The organism is Ruegeria sp. P8, assembly GCF_056534665.1.
The window spans coordinates 315216-329820 of sequence record NZ_JBQERC010000002.1 but is presented as its reverse complement, the minus strand read 5'-3'; the positions used below and the strand labels follow the sequence as shown (position 1 = coordinate 329820).

Here is a 14605-nt window from a genome sequence, read left to right as displayed (position 1 = left end):
CGTTTTCTTTTGTTCTACGCATGTTCACGTTTTGTGTCAATGAATTTGGGAGAAGTTCAGATCGGCAGGTACTGAACCGTTTCCCCGGTCTTGCGGGCGGGATCGTTCGGGGGACGGACCAAAAGGGCGTTTGCCTGCGCCAGAACGCTAAGGAGAGAGCTGTCCTGATCTGCACAGGCCCGGATACCCGTTTCGCCCAGAACCGCGCGCATGTAATGCTCGCGCGGGCCGTTTTCTGTCAGTGGTTCGGTCAAGTGGGCAGACCGAAAGGGCGGCAGAACCAATTCCAACCCCAGCATCCGGCGCACCATCGGGGCAAGGAACAGATAGCCACAGACCATCGCGCTGACCGGGTTCCCAGGAAGTCCGACCATCGCGGTGCCACCCATGCGACCAGCCATCAGGGGTTTTCCGGGGCGCATTCGGATCTTGTAGAAAGACCGATCCATCCCCAAACCCTGCGATACATCAGACACAAGGTCGTAGTCACCAACCGACGCACCGCCAATCGTCACGACGAGATCGGCCCCTCGCGCCAGATCAAACGCAGTCTCAAGCGATGAAACCGTGTCCCGTGCAATCGGAAGGACACGAACCACAGCACCGAGCCCCTCAAGCAATGCCCGCAATCCAAACGTGTTCGACGCGATAATCTGGTCCGGTCCCGGTTCTTCGCCGGGCATAACAAGTTCGTCGCCGGTCGAGATCAGGGCAATCACGGGTTTTCCAGAAACCGGGACCTGCGCGATATTCATCGCAGCCATCAGGGCAACGTCTTCGGCGCGGATCATACGCGGTGCCGTGATGGGCGTGCCTGCCATAAAATCCACACCGGCAGGGCGGATGTTCGTTTTGGGGCCGGGGTCGTCTGTGATCGTGATCAGATCGCCACGCCGGTCGGTATCTTCCTGAATCACAACGAAGTCTGCACCCTCGGGAACCGGAGCGCCGGTAAAGATACGTACGGCCTGACCGGGGCCTACTGAGCCGTCGAAACGACGGCCCGCGGCGGATTCTCCCACCACTTTGAACATGGCATGAAGCTCGACTTCGTCGGCTTTGACGGCATAGCCATCCATCGATGATGCGGCGAAAGGAGGCTGGTCGCGCGTTGCCACAACCTCGTGTGACAGAACACGTCCCGCAGACTGGGCCAGAGGAACCTGTTCCGAAGGTAGAGGGCTGACAAGATCGAACAGCAGGGCGCGCGCTTCTTCGACAGTAATCATTTCGCCTCGTAACGTCCTGATTTTCCGCCGTCTTTGAGGCTTACATGAATGCCGCCAATTTCCATCGCTTTGTCGACGGCCTTGGTCATATCGTACACAGTCAAGGCTGCGGTGGAAACGGCGGTCAGGGCCTCCATTTCAACTCCGGTTTGACCTGACGTCTTGACTGTCGCTTCGATCTGAACACCCGGCAGATCCGGGTCGAGGGTCAGTTCAACGGCAACCTTGGTCACCGGCAAAGGATGGCAGAGCGGGATCAGATCCGGTGTCTTCTTTGCACCCATGATACCGGCCAGGCGGGCAACGCCCAAAACATCGCCCTTTGCTGCGCGTTGTTCTGAAATGATTTCAAAGGTTTCCGGCGCCATCTTCACGTGACCTACAGCTACGGCTATGCGATCTGTGACCTCTTTGCCCGAGACGTCGACCATGTGCGCCTGACCTTGAGCATCGAAATGGGTCAGCGGCATCACATCACTCCGGGGATAAGCGGATTGGACAGGATGTGGCGGGTGGCCGCTTCGACATCGTCCTGGCGCATCAGGCTTTCGCCGATCAAAAAGCACCGGGCGCCATAGCGCGCAATATCCCGCAAATCTTCCGGGCTGCCCAACCCGCTTTCACACACGATAGTACGGTCTGCCGGTACCAGTTTGGACAGGCGTCGTGTTGTATCAAGAGTGGTCTCGAAAGTCTTGAGATTGCGGTTATTAATGCCAATCAATGGGCTTTTCAGTTGGGCTGCGCGTTCAAGCTCGGCTTGGTCGTGCACCTCAATCAGAACATCCATCTCCCAATCAAAAGCGGTCTGTTCCAACTCGGCTGCCTGATCATCGCTGACGGATGCCATGATGATCAGAATACAGTCGGCTTCCAAAGCACGTGCCTCGACCACCTGATAAGGGTCATACATGAAATCCTTGCGCAAAGCGGGCAGAGATGTCGCGTTACGCGCTTGTGTTAGATATTCCTTGGCACCCTGAAAGCTCGGCGTGTCGGTGAGCACGGACAAACACGTAGCACCGCCTTCTTCATAGGCCTTGGCCAAGGCAGGCGGATCAAAATCTGGCCGGATCAAACCCTTGGAGGGGCTGGCTTTCTTGACCTCGGCAATCAGGCCGTAACCTTGCCGGGACGCAGCTTGAAGAGCTGCGGCAAACCCGCGGGTTTCCGAAGCGGCGCGTGCTTCACTTTCCAGAGTTTCCAAGGACTTCTGAGCCTTGTCTGCTGCGATTTCTTCCAGTTTGTAGGCTTTGATCTTGTCCAGAACAGTTTCGGTCATGCGGCCTCCTGAGTCTTGGCGGCCAAGGCCGTGATTTTGTTTTTGGCTTCACCGCTGTCGATGCTCGCGGCGGCCATGGCCACACCTTCGCGCAGATCACTTGCCACATCAGCGACAACCAACGCGGCGGCAGAGTTCAGCAACACGGCATCACGATACGCTGACCGAGCACCGTCCAGCAGCGCACGAAATGCGATGGCGTTCTCTTCAGGGGTTCCGCCGAGGATGTCTTCGAAAGGGTGCACAGGCAGGCCAGCATCCTCGGGGTGCAACTCGACCTCTTTGATCACGTCATCCTCCAAAGCGGCGACCCAGCTGATACCGGTGATCGTCAACTCGTCAGTCCCGTCCGATCCGTGTACCAACCACGCGCGGTCTGACCCCAGCAAGCCTAGTGTTTCAGCCATGGGGCGGATCAACTCGCGGCTAAAGGCGCCGGTCAATTGCCGTTTGACGCCAGCAGGGTTGGTCAGCGGGCCCAGGATATTGAAAATCGTGCGCGTTCCCAGTTCCTGCCGCGAAGGCATAACATGCGCAATGGCCGGGTGATGCATCGGTGCCATCATGAAACCGATTCCGACATCTTTCAGAGCACTTTCAACAACTTGCGGGCCAACCATAACGTTGATACCCATTTGCCCCAATGCGTCCGCTGCACCGGATTTGGAGCTTAGGTTGCGGTTGCCGTGTTTGGCGACTGTCACACCAGCGCCTGCGACGACAAATGCAGTCGCGGTCGAGATGTTTAGGGTGCCTTTTCCGTCCCCGCCCGTGCCAACGATGTCGATCGCCCCTTCAGGCGCCCGGACGGCATTGCATTTGGCGCGCATGACAGCCGCGGCCGCGGCATATTCATCAACCGTTTCCCCCCTTGTGCGCATGGCCATCAACAGCCCGCCGATCTGGCTTGGCGTGGCTTCGCCGTTGAACAGGATGCCAAAGGCAGTCTCGGCCTCTTTACGGGTCAGCGGACGATCGGCGGCTGCTCCGATCAGCGGTTTCAGCGCGTCGCTCATGCGGGGACTTTCAGTTCTTGCAGGAAATTCTTGAGAAGGGCGTGACCATGCTCGGACGCAATCGATTCAGGGTGGAACTGAACACCGTGAATAGGCAGTTCCTTGTGTTGCAGCCCCATGATCGTGCCGTCTTCCAGCTCGGCTGTGATCTCAAGACAGTCGGGCAGCGTCTCGCGCTCGACCACCAGCGAATGGTAGCGTGTGGCTTCAAAGGGCGACGGAAGGCCAGCAAAGACGCCTTTCCCGGTGTGATGCATGATGCCCATCTTGCCATGCACAATTTCGTGGCATCTAACAACCTTGCCACCGAAAGCCTGTCCGATGGTCTGATGCCCGAGACAAACCCCCAAAAGGGGCGTTTTGGTCTCGGCCGCGGCTTCGGTCAGAGCCAGACAGATGCCCGCCTGATCCGGGTCGCAGGGGCCGGGGCTTAGCAAGATGCCAGCCGGGTTCATGGCCATTGCTTCCTGTACATCCAGCGCATCATTGCGGCGAATGACCATTTCGGCACCAAGTTCGCCCAAATAATGTACCAAATTGTAGGTAAACGAGTCGTAGTTGTCGATCAGCAGCAGCATATGGGCACTTATCTTCGCTTGGGCATTTCGGGCTGGCGATGCAACCCCGGGCCACGGTATAATGTCCGCACATACATGCTCAGGCTTGGGCGGCAGCGTCAAGAGGACATACGGTTTCTGACGCCTCCAATTGACCGAGCGCCACACCAGATGGCGCAGAGCAGGGCGAGGCAGGGAAAAGAGGCGAAAGGCAGGAAATATGGGCGGATTTTTCGGAGGAATGGTCGCAGGGGCGATCGTTGTTTTGATCTTGGGTGCGGTCGTGTCGCTCAACACGCCGATGGTCAATACGCCGGTTGTTGCGACCGAAGCACCAGCGCCGACGATTTCAGAAACACCAGAGGCGCCTACTGAACTTGCCGAGGATGTTTCTGATGCCGATCTTGTGGAACTGGCCCCGCGTGCGCCAGAAGCCGCCGATAATGCCAGCGAAGATCTGGCCGATTTGTCCGGGTTGGAAGCGTCATCCGAGCCGCAGCCCGAGGTTGGCAAAGTGGCTGAGGCTCCGAACGAGCCCGCTGCAACGGTGGCGACCGAAGTGTCCGTCATGACCGAAGCCCCCGCTGCGCCGCCCGAGCCTAGCCAGGTACCCGCAGTTCAGCAGGAACAGTCCGTGCCGGTTGTAATTGATGAAACCCCCACGCCGCCGACCGAGTCTGACACAACCGATGTCGCAGTTCTTGAGCCCGAACCAAATCCGTTGCCACAGGTCGAGGCTGAACCACAAACAAAAGACACTACGACTGATAATTCATTTGAAAGCAGTCCGATTGCGGTGGAAGGGGATGAAGATACCTTGCCCCGTGAGCTTCCGCGTATTGCTGCGCTGCCTCAGATCGGGGGAGAACAGGAAGAAAGTGCCAGTTCGATTGTCGGAAAACGTATTCTGCCGTTGACGGAACGCGATGATGAACCTGTTGCAGAACAGGCGATTTCCGAACAGCCATCTGCGGAAAAACCGATTGAACGTTTTGCCGCCAAGTTCGAGAACCCGGAATCTAAGCCGCTGATGTCGATCATTCTGATTGATGACGAAGGCGCATTCGGGGCCGAAGCGTTGCAGGATTTCCCTTACCCGATCAGCTTTGCCGTGAACCCGTCTGATCCGGATGCGGCGGAAAAGATGGCACGGCACCGCGCGGCTGGGTTCGAAGTTCTGGCCCTTGCGGACTTGCCCGAGGCAGCAAGCGCGCAGGATGCCGAAGTTTCCTTGTCTGTGTGGCTGGACACCTTGCCTGAAACAGTGGGTATTCTGGAAGGCGTGAACAGCGGCATTCAAGGAAATCGCAAGCTGGCCGATCAGGTCGCGGCGATTGCCGCCGGAACCGGACGCGGGTTGATCACACAGGACAATGGGCTGAACACTGTCCAGAAGTTGGCGGTTCGCAATGGCATTCCGTCCAGCGTTGTGTTCCGCGATATCGATGGGGCGCGACAGGATCCCAGAATCATGCGCCGGTTCCTGGATCAGGCCGCGTTCCGGGCAGGTCAGGAAGGAACCGTTGTCATGCTGGGGCGGGTGCGGCCCGAGACAATCTCGGCCCTGTTGCTGTGGGGTCTTGAGGATCGCGGCAGCCGGGTAGCGATGGCGCCGATCTCGGCCGTCTTGATGAAGCAGGTACAGTGACAGCTTGAAACAGGGCGGTGATCAATTGATCAGCCGCCCTTGTTTTTTTAACTGTTGCCGTTTCCGGTGAACCGAGCGGCATCTTCCGCCGCACGCCGTATGGCGTTTGACTTATGAACAGTCTCCATGAACTCGGCCTCGGGGTCGCTGTCATAGACAACACCGCCACCAGCCTGAATATAGAGTTTCTGATCCTTCACGATGGCCGTGCGCAGGGCAATGCACATGTCCATGTCACCGCCTGCGCTGAAATAACCAACACCACCGCCGTAGACGCCGCGTTTTTCCGGCTCAAGCTCGTCAATGATCTCCATCGCCCGCACTTTCGGCGCACCCGAGACGGTGCCCGCAGGCATCCCGGCAAAGAAGGCGTCCAGCGCATCTTTATCCTCCGCCAATTCACCGACCACGTTCGACACGATGTGCATCACATGGCTGTAGCGTTCGATGATGAACTCTTCGGTCGGGCGAACTGTGCCGATTTTGGACACGCGGCCGGTATCATTGCGCCCGAGGTCCAGAAGCATAAGGTGTTCGGCCAGCTCTTTCTTATCGGCCAGCAGGTCAAGCTCGTTCGCTTTGTCTTCCTCGGGGGTCGCGCCACGGGGACGTGTGCCTGCAATCGGGCGAATGGTGACTTCGCTGCCGAACACCCGCACCAAAATCTCGGGGCTGGCCCCAACGACCTGAAAACCGCCGAAGTTGAAGTAGAACATAAACGGCGAGGGGTTGGTGCGCCGCAGCGAACGATAAAGCGCGAAAGGCGGCAGCGGAAAATCCTGCGTCCAACGCTGCGCTGGAACTACCTGGAAGATATCGCCAGCACGGATGTATTCCTTGGCCTTTTCAACCGCTTCCATATAGCCGGATTTGGTGAAGTTCGACACCGGCGCCGCAATTTCGCGCGCGTCGCCCAGATCACGGGTTTCGGCGGGCATCGCACGTTCCAGATCGCGGACCGCATCCATCACACGCTCGGCCGCCTGCGCATAGGCAGCTTTGGCAGATTGACCGTCGCTGGCCCAGGCGGGTGAAACCACCGTCACCTCGCCTTTGACGCCATCCAATACTGCGACAACAGACGGGCGCAACATGATCGCATCTGGCAGTCCCAGCGGATCGGGGTTCACGCCCGGCAAGCATTCGACCAGCCGGACCATGTCATAGCCCAGATATCCAAACAGCCCGGCGGCAGCCTGAGGCAGGTCGTCTGGCAGTTCAATACGGCTTTCGGCTAGCAAGGCACGCAGATTGTCCATCGGATTGCCGTCCTGCGCGGCAAAGGCGTCGGCATCGAACCGCGCCGAACGGTTCAACTCGGACGTTTCACCGTGGCAGCGCCAGATCAGGTCCGGTTTCATGCCGATGATCGAATAGCGGCCACGCACCTCACCGCCCGTAACCGACTCCAGCATGAACGCATCTTTCTGCGCGCCCGTCAGTTTGAGCATCAACGACACGGGTGTGTCCAGATCGGCGGCGAGACGTGTGTAAACCACCTGGTTTTCGCCCGCTTCATAGGCGCGTGCGAAGGTATCGAAATCGGGTGTCAGGGCCATCTTGGTCTCGCTTAAAAGCTCGCCTGCACGGCGTTTAGCGCCTGCTGATCCACGACCGGGCGGGCGCGGGTCTGAGCGTCCCGTACGTATGCGTCAAAAATATTCTGCGACAGCGCCTGATCCATCTGCGTTGCCAGTGCGTCGCGCAACCGGCGCAGCTCGTCGGAATCCTCAGGGGGAAGAACCTCGTCCAGACGCACCAGCAAGGCTGCACCATTTCCACCAATGACGCGCAACTCACCGAGTTCCATCTGAAACACTTCATTCATGAAACTGGCGGGGACGTCATCAAGAAACGCGGTACGCGTCAGTGCGTTTTCAACGCGGAAGGGCAGGCCAGTCGCAGCGAAGTCACCATCAGTGGCCAGTTGGCTCAGTGCGGCGTTTGCTTTGTCCAGCAAGGCTTTGTTGGTCTCTGCCTGTACCCAGGCAGCGGCGACACGGTCGCGTGCGCTTTCCAGCGGTTCAGGGCGACGCGGCAGAATGTCGTTCAGGCGCAAGGCAAAGATCGATCCATCTTCGAGAAATGCGATTTCTGGGAAATCTCCTTCTTGCACGGCTTCGGCCGCCGCGCGGAACCCGTCATAGGCCGCTATGTCCTCGGCGCTGTCTCGGGTCCAGTCGATCTGACCCAGTTCCATTTCGGTTTCACTTGCCAGTTCTTCCAGGGTCGCACCGCCAGCCAGCATGTCGTTTATGTCTTCGGACTGAGACTCGATCAGGCGGCGGGCGCGTTCTGTCGCCAGTTCTTCGCGCAGGGCCGGTTCGGCCTCCTCAAAGGGAACGCTGTTTGAAGCCAGGGATCCGTTGACACGGAACAGGGCGGGGCCAAATACCGAAGGCAGAGGGCCGACAACAGCGTCAAGCTCTGCCGCGAACACGGCGTCGGCGGCCTCGCCCAGATCCTCACGTGTCAGGTCGCCGAGATCGATATCAGAAAGTTCCAGATCACGATCGCGAACCAGTTGTTCAAAAGTCGTTCCGCCGACCTCAAGTTGCGCCTTGGCGTCGTTGGCTGCTTGCTCATCCGGGAAATTCAGGCGCTCGACCAGACGGCGTTCCGGTTGATTATATTCGTCCGACCGCTCTTCAAAAAGCTTGCGAAGGGAATCTTCGTCAACCTTAACCGTGTCCACCAACATGGCCGGAGACAGAATCGCATAAGTCAGCTGTTTGGTACGGGGCAGGGTGAACTGTTCAGCGTTTTCGTCATAGAAGGTCTGAATCTGCGCGTCAGTCGGTTCGGCCACGGGGGTTTCCAATGACTCGGCCCCTGCCGTCGCAACGGTAAAGCTGCGACGGGCGCCAATGTAGTTGGCCATCGTTTCTGTCACGGTGGCAGGCATTTCCACACCCCCCATGATCGCACCTTGAACGATCGTACGGGCGGATTCTTTGCGCAGGTCCGTCTCGAACTCGGAATCCGTCATGCCGACCTGTTCAAGCTGAAAGCGGTATGCCTCGCGGTCGAAACTGCCGTCTACGCCCTGAAAGGCCGGAACTGACACGATCTCTTTTTGCAGGTTCTCATCGCCTATGGAAATCCCAAGCTGGCTCACCTCGTTGTCCAGCGCCGCCAAGGCCGTCAGGCGGGCAAGCGCGTTTCGGTCCAGCCCCAGATCCCGTGCCTGCGACATTTGCAGGGGCTGACCCGATTGCGCCTCAACCGCGCGGATCTCGCGCTGCAACTCGCGGACAAAATCATCGATCGAGATGCTTTCATCACCAACCTGCGCCACGGTACGGACTGTGCCGCTCAGGTTGACAGCACCGAACCCCGCGAGCCCCAGCATGAGCATGCCCATCAGAATCCAGACAAAGGTTTTCGAAAGACTTTTAGCGCCTGCGGCCATGGTGCCCTCTTGTTATTACGGCAGCGTTCTGCCCTGTCGGTTGCTGCCTTGAATACGACGCACACCGCCGGGGGGCAAGCTTAGAAGGACAGGCCCTGCAACCGTTCGAACAATTGGCCCAAACCTGTGCGGTCGAGGTTGGCGAAGGCAATGCGCACTTGCCGTTTCCCGTCCGGGTGGTGATCGGGCATGAACATGGTGCCGGGCAATAGCAGAACACCGGCTTCACGCACCAAACGCCGGGCAAGTTCGTCGGACGGAATGTCAAACGGGTGCTCCAGATAGGCGAAATACGCCCCAAGGCCCAAAAGACGCCAGCCTTTAGCTTCCAGTGCGGGTATCCTCTCAAGGATGGCAGCGCGACGGTCGAGTATTTCGTCGCGTTCGCCTGCCAGCCATTGCGACAAGTTTTGCATACCCCAAAGCGCGGCGAACTGTCCGATCTGACCGGGGCAAATGGCAACAGTGTCGAGAAACTTCTCGACCTCAGCCAGAAGTGCGGTGCCCGTTGCAATTGCGCCGACCCTGTGGCCCGTCAGCCTGTAGGCCTTGGAGAAGGAATAAAGGTGGATCAGCGTCTGATCCCAGTCTGGTTGCTGGAACAGGTCATGTGGTGGCCCGCTGCGACTGTCGAAGTCACGGTAGGTTTCGTCGACGATCAGGTGAATCCCGGTTTCGCGCGCCAGCTCAAAGAACGCGCGGACAAGGTCTGCCGGGTATTCAACGCCGCCGGGATTGTTGGGCGTGACCAGAGCGATGGCACGTGTTTTGTCCGTGATCAGCGCGCGTGCGCGCTCAGGGTCGGGCAGCAAATCGTCGCCGGTCTTCAGGTCCACAGCGTGGACACCTGACATATCCAGCCACATTTTATGATTGAAATACCAAGGGGTTGGTAGAATGACCTCATCCCCTTCACCGGTGATGGCCGATATCACTGCTGAAAACGCCTGATTGCAGCCTGAGGTGATAGCAACCTGAGGTGCCCCAACCCTTGCTGCGTAGTGCGTGCTGATCTGCGCAGCCAGTTCCGCGCGAAGATCGTCATTTCCCAGCACAGGGCCATAAAGATGCGCATGGTCTTCGCGCACGGTAAATTCGGCCATAGCCTCGCGCAAGGCCAGCGGCGGCGGGTCAACCGGCGCCGCCTGGCTTACGTTGATCAGCGGGCGTTCGGGTGGGAACGTAACGCCCTCGAGCCATCGGCGCGCTTCCATCACTGGCGGCGCGAATGTTGCGGCGGTACGGCTGAGCGTCATGTGCTGCCTACTGATCTGATTTCAATCGGTGCCGCGATAGGGCTCGACATATTGAAGGGCCATGTCCCACGGGAAAAAGATCCATGTGTCCTGACTGACTTCGGTGATGAACGTATCCACCATAGGGCGTCCCTTGGGCTTGGCATAAACCGTCGCAAAATGCGCGTTCGGATACATCTCTCGAACCAGTTCCAGGGTTTTCCCGCTGTCCACAAGATCGTCGATGATCAGAATTCCGGTTCCGTCGCCCATTAACTTGGCATCGGGTGCTTTCAGAACTTCCGCCTCACCCTGAGCTTGATGGTGGTAGGATTTGACGCTGACCGTATCGACAGTACGAATATCCAGTTCCCGGCTGACGATCATCGCAGGGGCCATGCCGCCACGGGTGATCGCCACAACAGCACGCCAGCTGCCATCATCGGGGCCTTGCCCGTCCAGACGCCACGCCAATGCGCGCGAGTCGCGGTGGATCTGGTCCCAGCTGATGTGAAATCCTTTTTCGTGCGGCAGGCGGTCCTTAGCGCTCATGTTCTTAACCTTTTTCCACGTCAGGGGCGTCAACGGCCTTCATTCCGACAATATGGTAACCCGAATCCACGTGCAGATTCTCTCCGGTGACGCCGCTGCTGAGGTCCGACAACAGGTACAGGGCCGACTTGCCGACATCGTCAATGGTCACGTTGCGGCGCAGCGGAGAGTTGTACTCGTTCCATTTCATGATGTAGCGAAAATCGCCAATGCCGCTGGCAGCCAGGGTTTTGATCGGGCCGGCCGAGATCGCGTTCACGCGAATACCGTCCTTGCCCAGGTCCTCGGCCAGATACTTTACTGACGCCTCCAGCGCGGCCTTGGCAACACCCATCACGTTATAGTGGGGCATCACCTGCTCGGCTCCGTAATAGGTCAGTGTTATGGCACTGCCGCCTTCGGACATCATCTTTTCCGCGCGCTGCATAACCGCGGTGAACGAATAGACGGAGACATCCATCGTCAGCGTGAAATTGGCCCGGCTGGTATCCACATAACGTCCACGCAATTCGTTCTTGTCAGAAAAACCGATGGCGTGAACGATAAAGTCCAGCTTGCCCCATTTCTCTTCCAGCGCCGAGAAAAGCCCATCAATTGAAGCCTCATCGCTCACGTCGCAGGGCAGAACGATTTCGCTGCCCAATTGCGCAGCCAGCGGGTCCACACGTTTTTTTAAAGCGTCACCCTGATAAGAAAAGGCAAGTTCAGCTCCGGCTTCGGACAAGGCGCGGGCGATTCCCCATGCGATTGATTTGTCATTGGCCAGTCCCATGATGAGGCCACGTTTGCCGGCCATCAACTGATTTGACATGTTTGGTTCTCCGCCTGTCTTCGCGTTAGATTGGCATGGTTTATGCCATTGGTAGCGCTGCATCAAGGCCGTGCGCTCTTGCTCGCAGCGGGTTCTCGCCTTAGGCTCGTCATTAATACTTTCCAGGGGATGGAAATGACCGAGCGTGATGGCATCTTTGCTGGCTCCGATCCGTTTAAAATTGCGGCCCGGTGGTTAGCTGAGGCTGAAGAAACTGAATTGAATGATCCGAATGCGATTGCGCTTGCAACCGTTGACCCGGATGGTTTGCCAAATGCACGCATGGTTCTGCTGAAAGAAATCGAAGCGGATTCATTTGTATTCTATACAAACTACGAAAGCGTCAAAGCGAACGAGTTGGATACGTCGGAAAAAGCTGCATTTGTAATGCATTGGAAATCTTTGCGGCGTCAACTTCGTGTTCGTGGTACAGTATGTCGTGAAAACGGGCCCCAGGCTGATGCGTATTATGCATCAAGGTCATTGAAAAGCCGTTTGGGTGCCTGGGCTTCAAAGCAGTCACAACCGCTTTCAAGTCGGACAGCTTTGATGGCAGAGGTCGCGAAAGTGACCGCTAAACTTGGGCCGAATCCACCTCGTCCTCCATTCTGGGGCGGGTACCGATTAACGCCGACAGAGATTGAGTTCTGGGCTGATGGAGCATTTCGCTTGCATGACCGGTTCAGATGGAAACGAATTGAGCCGGGATCGGCATGGCATGTTGAAAGGTTGAATCCATGACGTTCACGTGTCGTGAAATGCAACAGGCAGAAAGTAAACGATTTTTTCAGCTTGAATTTGCCCGCCAATCCCATAAACAACAGACCCTTAACGAACTGCTAAAATTCGCGATGGGAAAACCGTGCCAGAAGACCTGAACAACATGTATCGCGTCCGTGGACACGTGAAATGGTTCGATCCCGCCAAGGGATACGGCTTTGTTGTGTCTGACGAAGGCGGCCCGGATATTCTGTTGCATGTGAACGTATTGCGCAATTTCGGCCAAAGTTCCGTCGCGGACGGAGCGGGTATCGAGATCATGACACACCGCACGGACAGAGGTGTTCAGGCGGTTGAGGTTGTTGCAATTGACCCGCCAGCGCGCGCCGAGTCGATGATGCTGGCCGATTTCGCCGAGTTGGATCCGGACGCTATCGCAGAAGCCCCTCTGGAGGCCGCGAGGGTGAAGTGGTTCGACAAAGGCAAGGGCTTCGGGTTCGCAAATGTTTTTGGGCGCGGTGAAGACGTGTTTTTGCATATAGAAGTGCTGCGGCGCTCGGGGCTTGCTGACCTTCAGCCCGGAGAGGCGCTTGCGATGCGCGTAATTGATGGCAAGCGCGGCCGAATGGCGGCGCAGGTTCTCGCCTGGGAAGCCGCGCTGGACGGCTGACGGTTCCATGACTCGTTTTCTGGCATTTTGGACCCTTCTGATCACGCTGTGGACAGGGGGGGCGTTTGCTGCGTGCAGCGCCGACCATGTCACACTCCGAAACGACAGCGCGACAATCCGATTTGACGTGGAAGTGGCGGTTACGCCACAGGAGCGGTCAAGGGGTTTGATGTTTCGCGAGTCGTTGCCGAATCGTTCGGGTATGTTGTTCGTGTTTGATCCACCGCAACCCGTCGCGTTCTGGATGAAGAACACACTGATTCCGCTCGACATGATATTTCTGGACCGTACGGGCACGGTGACACATGTACATGAGAGAGCGATTCCCGGCGATCTGACACCGATTGAAGGTGGTGATGCCGTTTTTGCGGTGCTGGAAATCAATGCGGGATTGTCCGCGCGCTACTCTATCGGCGTCGGCACTCAGATGCAGCACGAAATTTTTTCGCAAGGCCCTGCGATTTGGCCCTGTTAGGGCTTTTCAAATCAGATTGGCATCGTTAGGAAGGCGCACGGTCCGGGGCGTGGCGCAGTCTGGTAGCGCACCTGTTTTGGGTACAGGGGGTCGTAGGTTCGAATCCTGCCGCCCCGACCACTTCCTTCACATTCTCATGTGGGCGTTCCGCCCATCGCCCGATACAACGAGCTGATGGCCTGATCCAGCGTGTCACTTTCCAATGGTACTTCAACGGTCGAACCGCTTTTCTGCCGTACTTTGAAGTACGATCGCGCGTCGACGCGATAGCCGGAACCTGTTTTTGACGCTGTCAGGCGCATGACACTTTGGGGCAGGTCCTGCGGTAATCCGTCATAGTTCAGAATCAAATAGGCCGCCGCTTTTGGGGGCAGATACTCGCTACATTCAAAAGCCTGTGCGCCGATTTTTTTAAAGACCTTGCCGGGACCAGAACAACTGGTTTCGAATGCCTCAAATAACCTTTTGGGATGGGTTTCGAACAGCGCGCTACGTGACGGGGTCGGCGTTTCTTGTGGCGTGCAAGCCACGATGCAGGCCAATGCGGGGATAAAGCGAAGCAACTTCATTCGTTTGGCCTTTCTCAATCCGGAGTGAACCTTTGGTCGTTCAGCGTGGGTTCGACAGACCCGGCGAAGATGATTCCTTTTCAGCCTAACCAGCGCGGCGTTGGTTGATCAAATACAGATAACTATGCTGGTAAAAACGGTAATTCGATTTGAGACTTCGAGTTGTGACCGAAAATTTACCGAAGGCGAGCCTGTGGAGGAATCGGACCTTGAGTTTCACACTCCTCGTGTCTGGGTCTGGTCAACAAAAAAGATTTTAAATTTGGCTGAAAAAGGGCGTTGACCTTCTATGGTAATATACGTCAAATTGTATGAGCTGAAGAGATTGCCACAATATCTGGTGTTCAAGCCGGGACGGCAACAGGCGAGGGTCGGATAAGCACAGTCTATTAACGTGCAGCCGTTGTAACGGCTTTTTCGCTGTCCAAA

Annotated in this window: 15 protein-coding genes and 1 tRNA gene; 5 read left to right on the top strand and 11 right to left on the bottom strand. The window is 57.4% G+C overall.

Annotation, left to right across the window (positions count from 1 at the left end; translation table 11 throughout):
- Window positions 1-56 precede the first annotated feature (56 nt).
- The 5 genes from ACR0BZ_RS05020 to ACR0BZ_RS05000 are packed head-to-tail and all read right to left on the bottom strand — an operon-like array spanning window position 57 to window position 4105.
- Window positions 57-1229, bottom strand: coding sequence for a molybdopterin molybdotransferase MoeA (locus ACR0BZ_RS05020; RefSeq protein WP_480919607.1), 1173 nt, complete (start codon window positions 1227-1229; stop codon window positions 57-59).
- The gene (gene moaC, locus ACR0BZ_RS05015) at window positions 1226-1699 is read right to left on the bottom strand and encodes a cyclic pyranopterin monophosphate synthase MoaC (RefSeq protein ID WP_480919606.1); all 474 of its coding nucleotides are present in this window, start codon (window positions 1697-1699) and stop codon (window positions 1226-1228) included. Before moaC ends, ACR0BZ_RS05020 begins: the two co-directional genes overlap by 4 nt.
- The gene (gene trpC, locus ACR0BZ_RS05010; protein WP_480919605.1) at window positions 1699-2511 is read right to left on the bottom strand and encodes an indole-3-glycerol phosphate synthase TrpC; all 813 of its coding nucleotides are present in this window, start codon (window positions 2509-2511) and stop codon (window positions 1699-1701) included. Before trpC ends, moaC begins: the two co-directional genes overlap by 1 nt.
- Complete coding sequence (gene trpD / locus ACR0BZ_RS05005; protein ID WP_480919604.1) at window positions 2508-3527, bottom strand: anthranilate phosphoribosyltransferase; 1020 nt, start codon at window positions 3525-3527, stop codon at window positions 2508-2510. Before trpD ends, trpC begins: the two co-directional genes overlap by 4 nt.
- Window positions 3524-4105, bottom strand: coding sequence for an anthranilate synthase component II (locus ACR0BZ_RS05000; RefSeq protein WP_480472961.1), 582 nt, complete (start codon window positions 4103-4105; stop codon window positions 3524-3526). The genes trpD and ACR0BZ_RS05000 overlap by 4 nt, the downstream gene beginning before the upstream one ends.
- Before the next feature lie 199 nt (window positions 4106-4304).
- On the opposite strand from ACR0BZ_RS05000, the gene ACR0BZ_RS04995 reads away from it, so the two are divergent.
- Entirely contained in the window at window positions 4305-5732 is a 1428-nt protein-coding gene (locus ACR0BZ_RS04995; RefSeq protein WP_480584487.1) for a divergent polysaccharide deacetylase family protein, read from the top strand.
- Window positions 5733-5779: 47 nt separating this feature from the next.
- On the opposite strand, the gene trpE is transcribed toward ACR0BZ_RS04995, so the two are convergent.
- The 5 genes from trpE to fabI form a co-directional block, all read right to left on the bottom strand.
- The gene (trpE, locus tag ACR0BZ_RS04990) at window positions 5780-7291 is read right to left on the bottom strand and encodes an anthranilate synthase component I (protein ID WP_480472957.1); all 1512 of its coding nucleotides are present in this window, start codon (window positions 7289-7291) and stop codon (window positions 5780-5782) included.
- Between the two features lie 11 nt (window positions 7292-7302).
- Entirely contained in the window at window positions 7303-9144 is a 1842-nt protein-coding gene (locus tag ACR0BZ_RS04985; RefSeq protein WP_480919603.1) for a SurA N-terminal domain-containing protein, read from the bottom strand.
- A gap of 80 nt (window positions 9145-9224) precedes the next feature.
- Window positions 9225-10400 carry an aminotransferase gene (locus tag ACR0BZ_RS04980; protein ID WP_480919602.1) on the bottom strand — a complete coding sequence of 392 codons (1176 nt, stop codon included), beginning with the start codon at window positions 10398-10400 and terminating at the stop codon, window positions 9225-9227.
- A gap of 21 nt (window positions 10401-10421) precedes the next feature.
- The gene (gpt, locus tag ACR0BZ_RS04975; RefSeq protein WP_267365342.1) at window positions 10422-10931 is read right to left on the bottom strand and encodes a xanthine phosphoribosyltransferase; all 510 of its coding nucleotides are present in this window, start codon (window positions 10929-10931) and stop codon (window positions 10422-10424) included.
- A gap of 4 nt (window positions 10932-10935) precedes the next feature.
- Window positions 10936-11742, bottom strand: a complete 807-nt coding sequence (gene fabI, locus ACR0BZ_RS04970) for an enoyl-ACP reductase FabI (RefSeq protein ID WP_267365343.1) — start codon at window positions 11740-11742, stop codon at window positions 10936-10938.
- Between the two features lie 135 nt (window positions 11743-11877).
- On the opposite strand from fabI, the gene pdxH reads away from it, so the two are divergent.
- The 4 genes from pdxH to ACR0BZ_RS04950 all read left to right on the top strand — a co-directional run bounded on the left by pdxH (window position 11878) and on the right by ACR0BZ_RS04950 (window position 13727).
- Window positions 11878-12483: a pyridoxamine 5'-phosphate oxidase gene (gene pdxH, locus ACR0BZ_RS04965; RefSeq protein ID WP_480480787.1), complete on the top strand. Its 606-nt coding sequence runs from the start codon at window positions 11878-11880 to the stop codon at window positions 12481-12483.
- A gap of 142 nt (window positions 12484-12625) precedes the next feature.
- Window positions 12626-13132, top strand: a complete 507-nt coding sequence (locus tag ACR0BZ_RS04960) for a cold-shock protein (protein ID WP_245220458.1) — start codon at window positions 12626-12628, stop codon at window positions 13130-13132.
- A 7-nt stretch (window positions 13133-13139) separates the two neighbouring features.
- The gene (locus ACR0BZ_RS04955; RefSeq protein ID WP_480493098.1) at window positions 13140-13607 is read left to right on the top strand and encodes a DUF192 domain-containing protein; all 468 of its coding nucleotides are present in this window, start codon (window positions 13140-13142) and stop codon (window positions 13605-13607) included.
- A 43-nt stretch (window positions 13608-13650) separates the two neighbouring features.
- A tRNA-Pro gene (locus ACR0BZ_RS04950) sits at window positions 13651-13727 on the top strand.
- 14 nt (window positions 13728-13741) lie between these two features.
- Here the strand turns inward: ACR0BZ_RS04950 and ACR0BZ_RS04945 are convergent.
- Window positions 13742-14176 carry a hypothetical protein gene (locus tag ACR0BZ_RS04945; RefSeq protein ID WP_480919601.1) on the bottom strand — a complete coding sequence of 145 codons (435 nt, stop codon included), beginning with the start codon at window positions 14174-14176 and terminating at the stop codon, window positions 13742-13744.
- Window positions 14177-14605 lie beyond the last annotated feature (429 nt).

Coding starts and splice junctions, on each gene's coding strand:
- ACR0BZ_RS05020 (WP_480919607.1), bottom strand. CDS start 1,229: ATGATTACTGTCGAAGAAGCGCGCGCCCTGCTGTTCGATCTTGTCAGC.
- moaC (WP_480919606.1), bottom strand. CDS start 1,699: ATGCCGCTGACCCATTTCGATGCTCAAGGTCAGGCGCACATGGTCGAC.
- trpC (WP_480919605.1), bottom strand. CDS start 2,511: ATGACCGAAACTGTTCTGGACAAGATCAAAGCCTACAAACTGGAAGAA.
- trpD (WP_480919604.1), bottom strand. CDS start 3,527: ATGAGCGACGCGCTGAAACCGCTGATCGGAGCAGCCGCCGATCGTCCG.
- ACR0BZ_RS05000 (WP_480472961.1), bottom strand. CDS start 4,105: ATGCTGCTGCTGATCGACAACTACGACTCGTTTACCTACAATTTGGTA.
- ACR0BZ_RS04995 (WP_480584487.1), top strand. CDS start 4,305: ATGGGCGGATTTTTCGGAGGAATGGTCGCAGGGGCGATCGTTGTTTTG.
- trpE (WP_480472957.1), bottom strand. CDS start 7,291: ATGGCCCTGACACCCGATTTCGATACCTTCGCACGCGCCTATGAAGCG.
- ACR0BZ_RS04985 (WP_480919603.1), bottom strand. CDS start 9,144: ATGGCCGCAGGCGCTAAAAGTCTTTCGAAAACCTTTGTCTGGATTCTG.
- ACR0BZ_RS04980 (WP_480919602.1), bottom strand. CDS start 10,400: ATGACGCTCAGCCGTACCGCCGCAACATTCGCGCCGCCAGTGATGGAA.
- gpt (WP_267365342.1), bottom strand. CDS start 10,931: ATGAGCGCTAAGGACCGCCTGCCGCACGAAAAAGGATTTCACATCAGC.
- fabI (WP_267365343.1), bottom strand. CDS start 11,742: ATGTCAAATCAGTTGATGGCCGGCAAACGTGGCCTCATCATGGGACTG.
- pdxH (WP_480480787.1), top strand. CDS start 11,878: ATGACCGAGCGTGATGGCATCTTTGCTGGCTCCGATCCGTTTAAAATT.
- ACR0BZ_RS04960 (WP_245220458.1), top strand. CDS start 12,626: ATGTATCGCGTCCGTGGACACGTGAAATGGTTCGATCCCGCCAAGGGA.
- ACR0BZ_RS04955 (WP_480493098.1), top strand. CDS start 13,140: ATGACTCGTTTTCTGGCATTTTGGACCCTTCTGATCACGCTGTGGACA.
- ACR0BZ_RS04945 (WP_480919601.1), bottom strand. CDS start 14,176: ATGAAGTTGCTTCGCTTTATCCCCGCATTGGCCTGCATCGTGGCTTGC.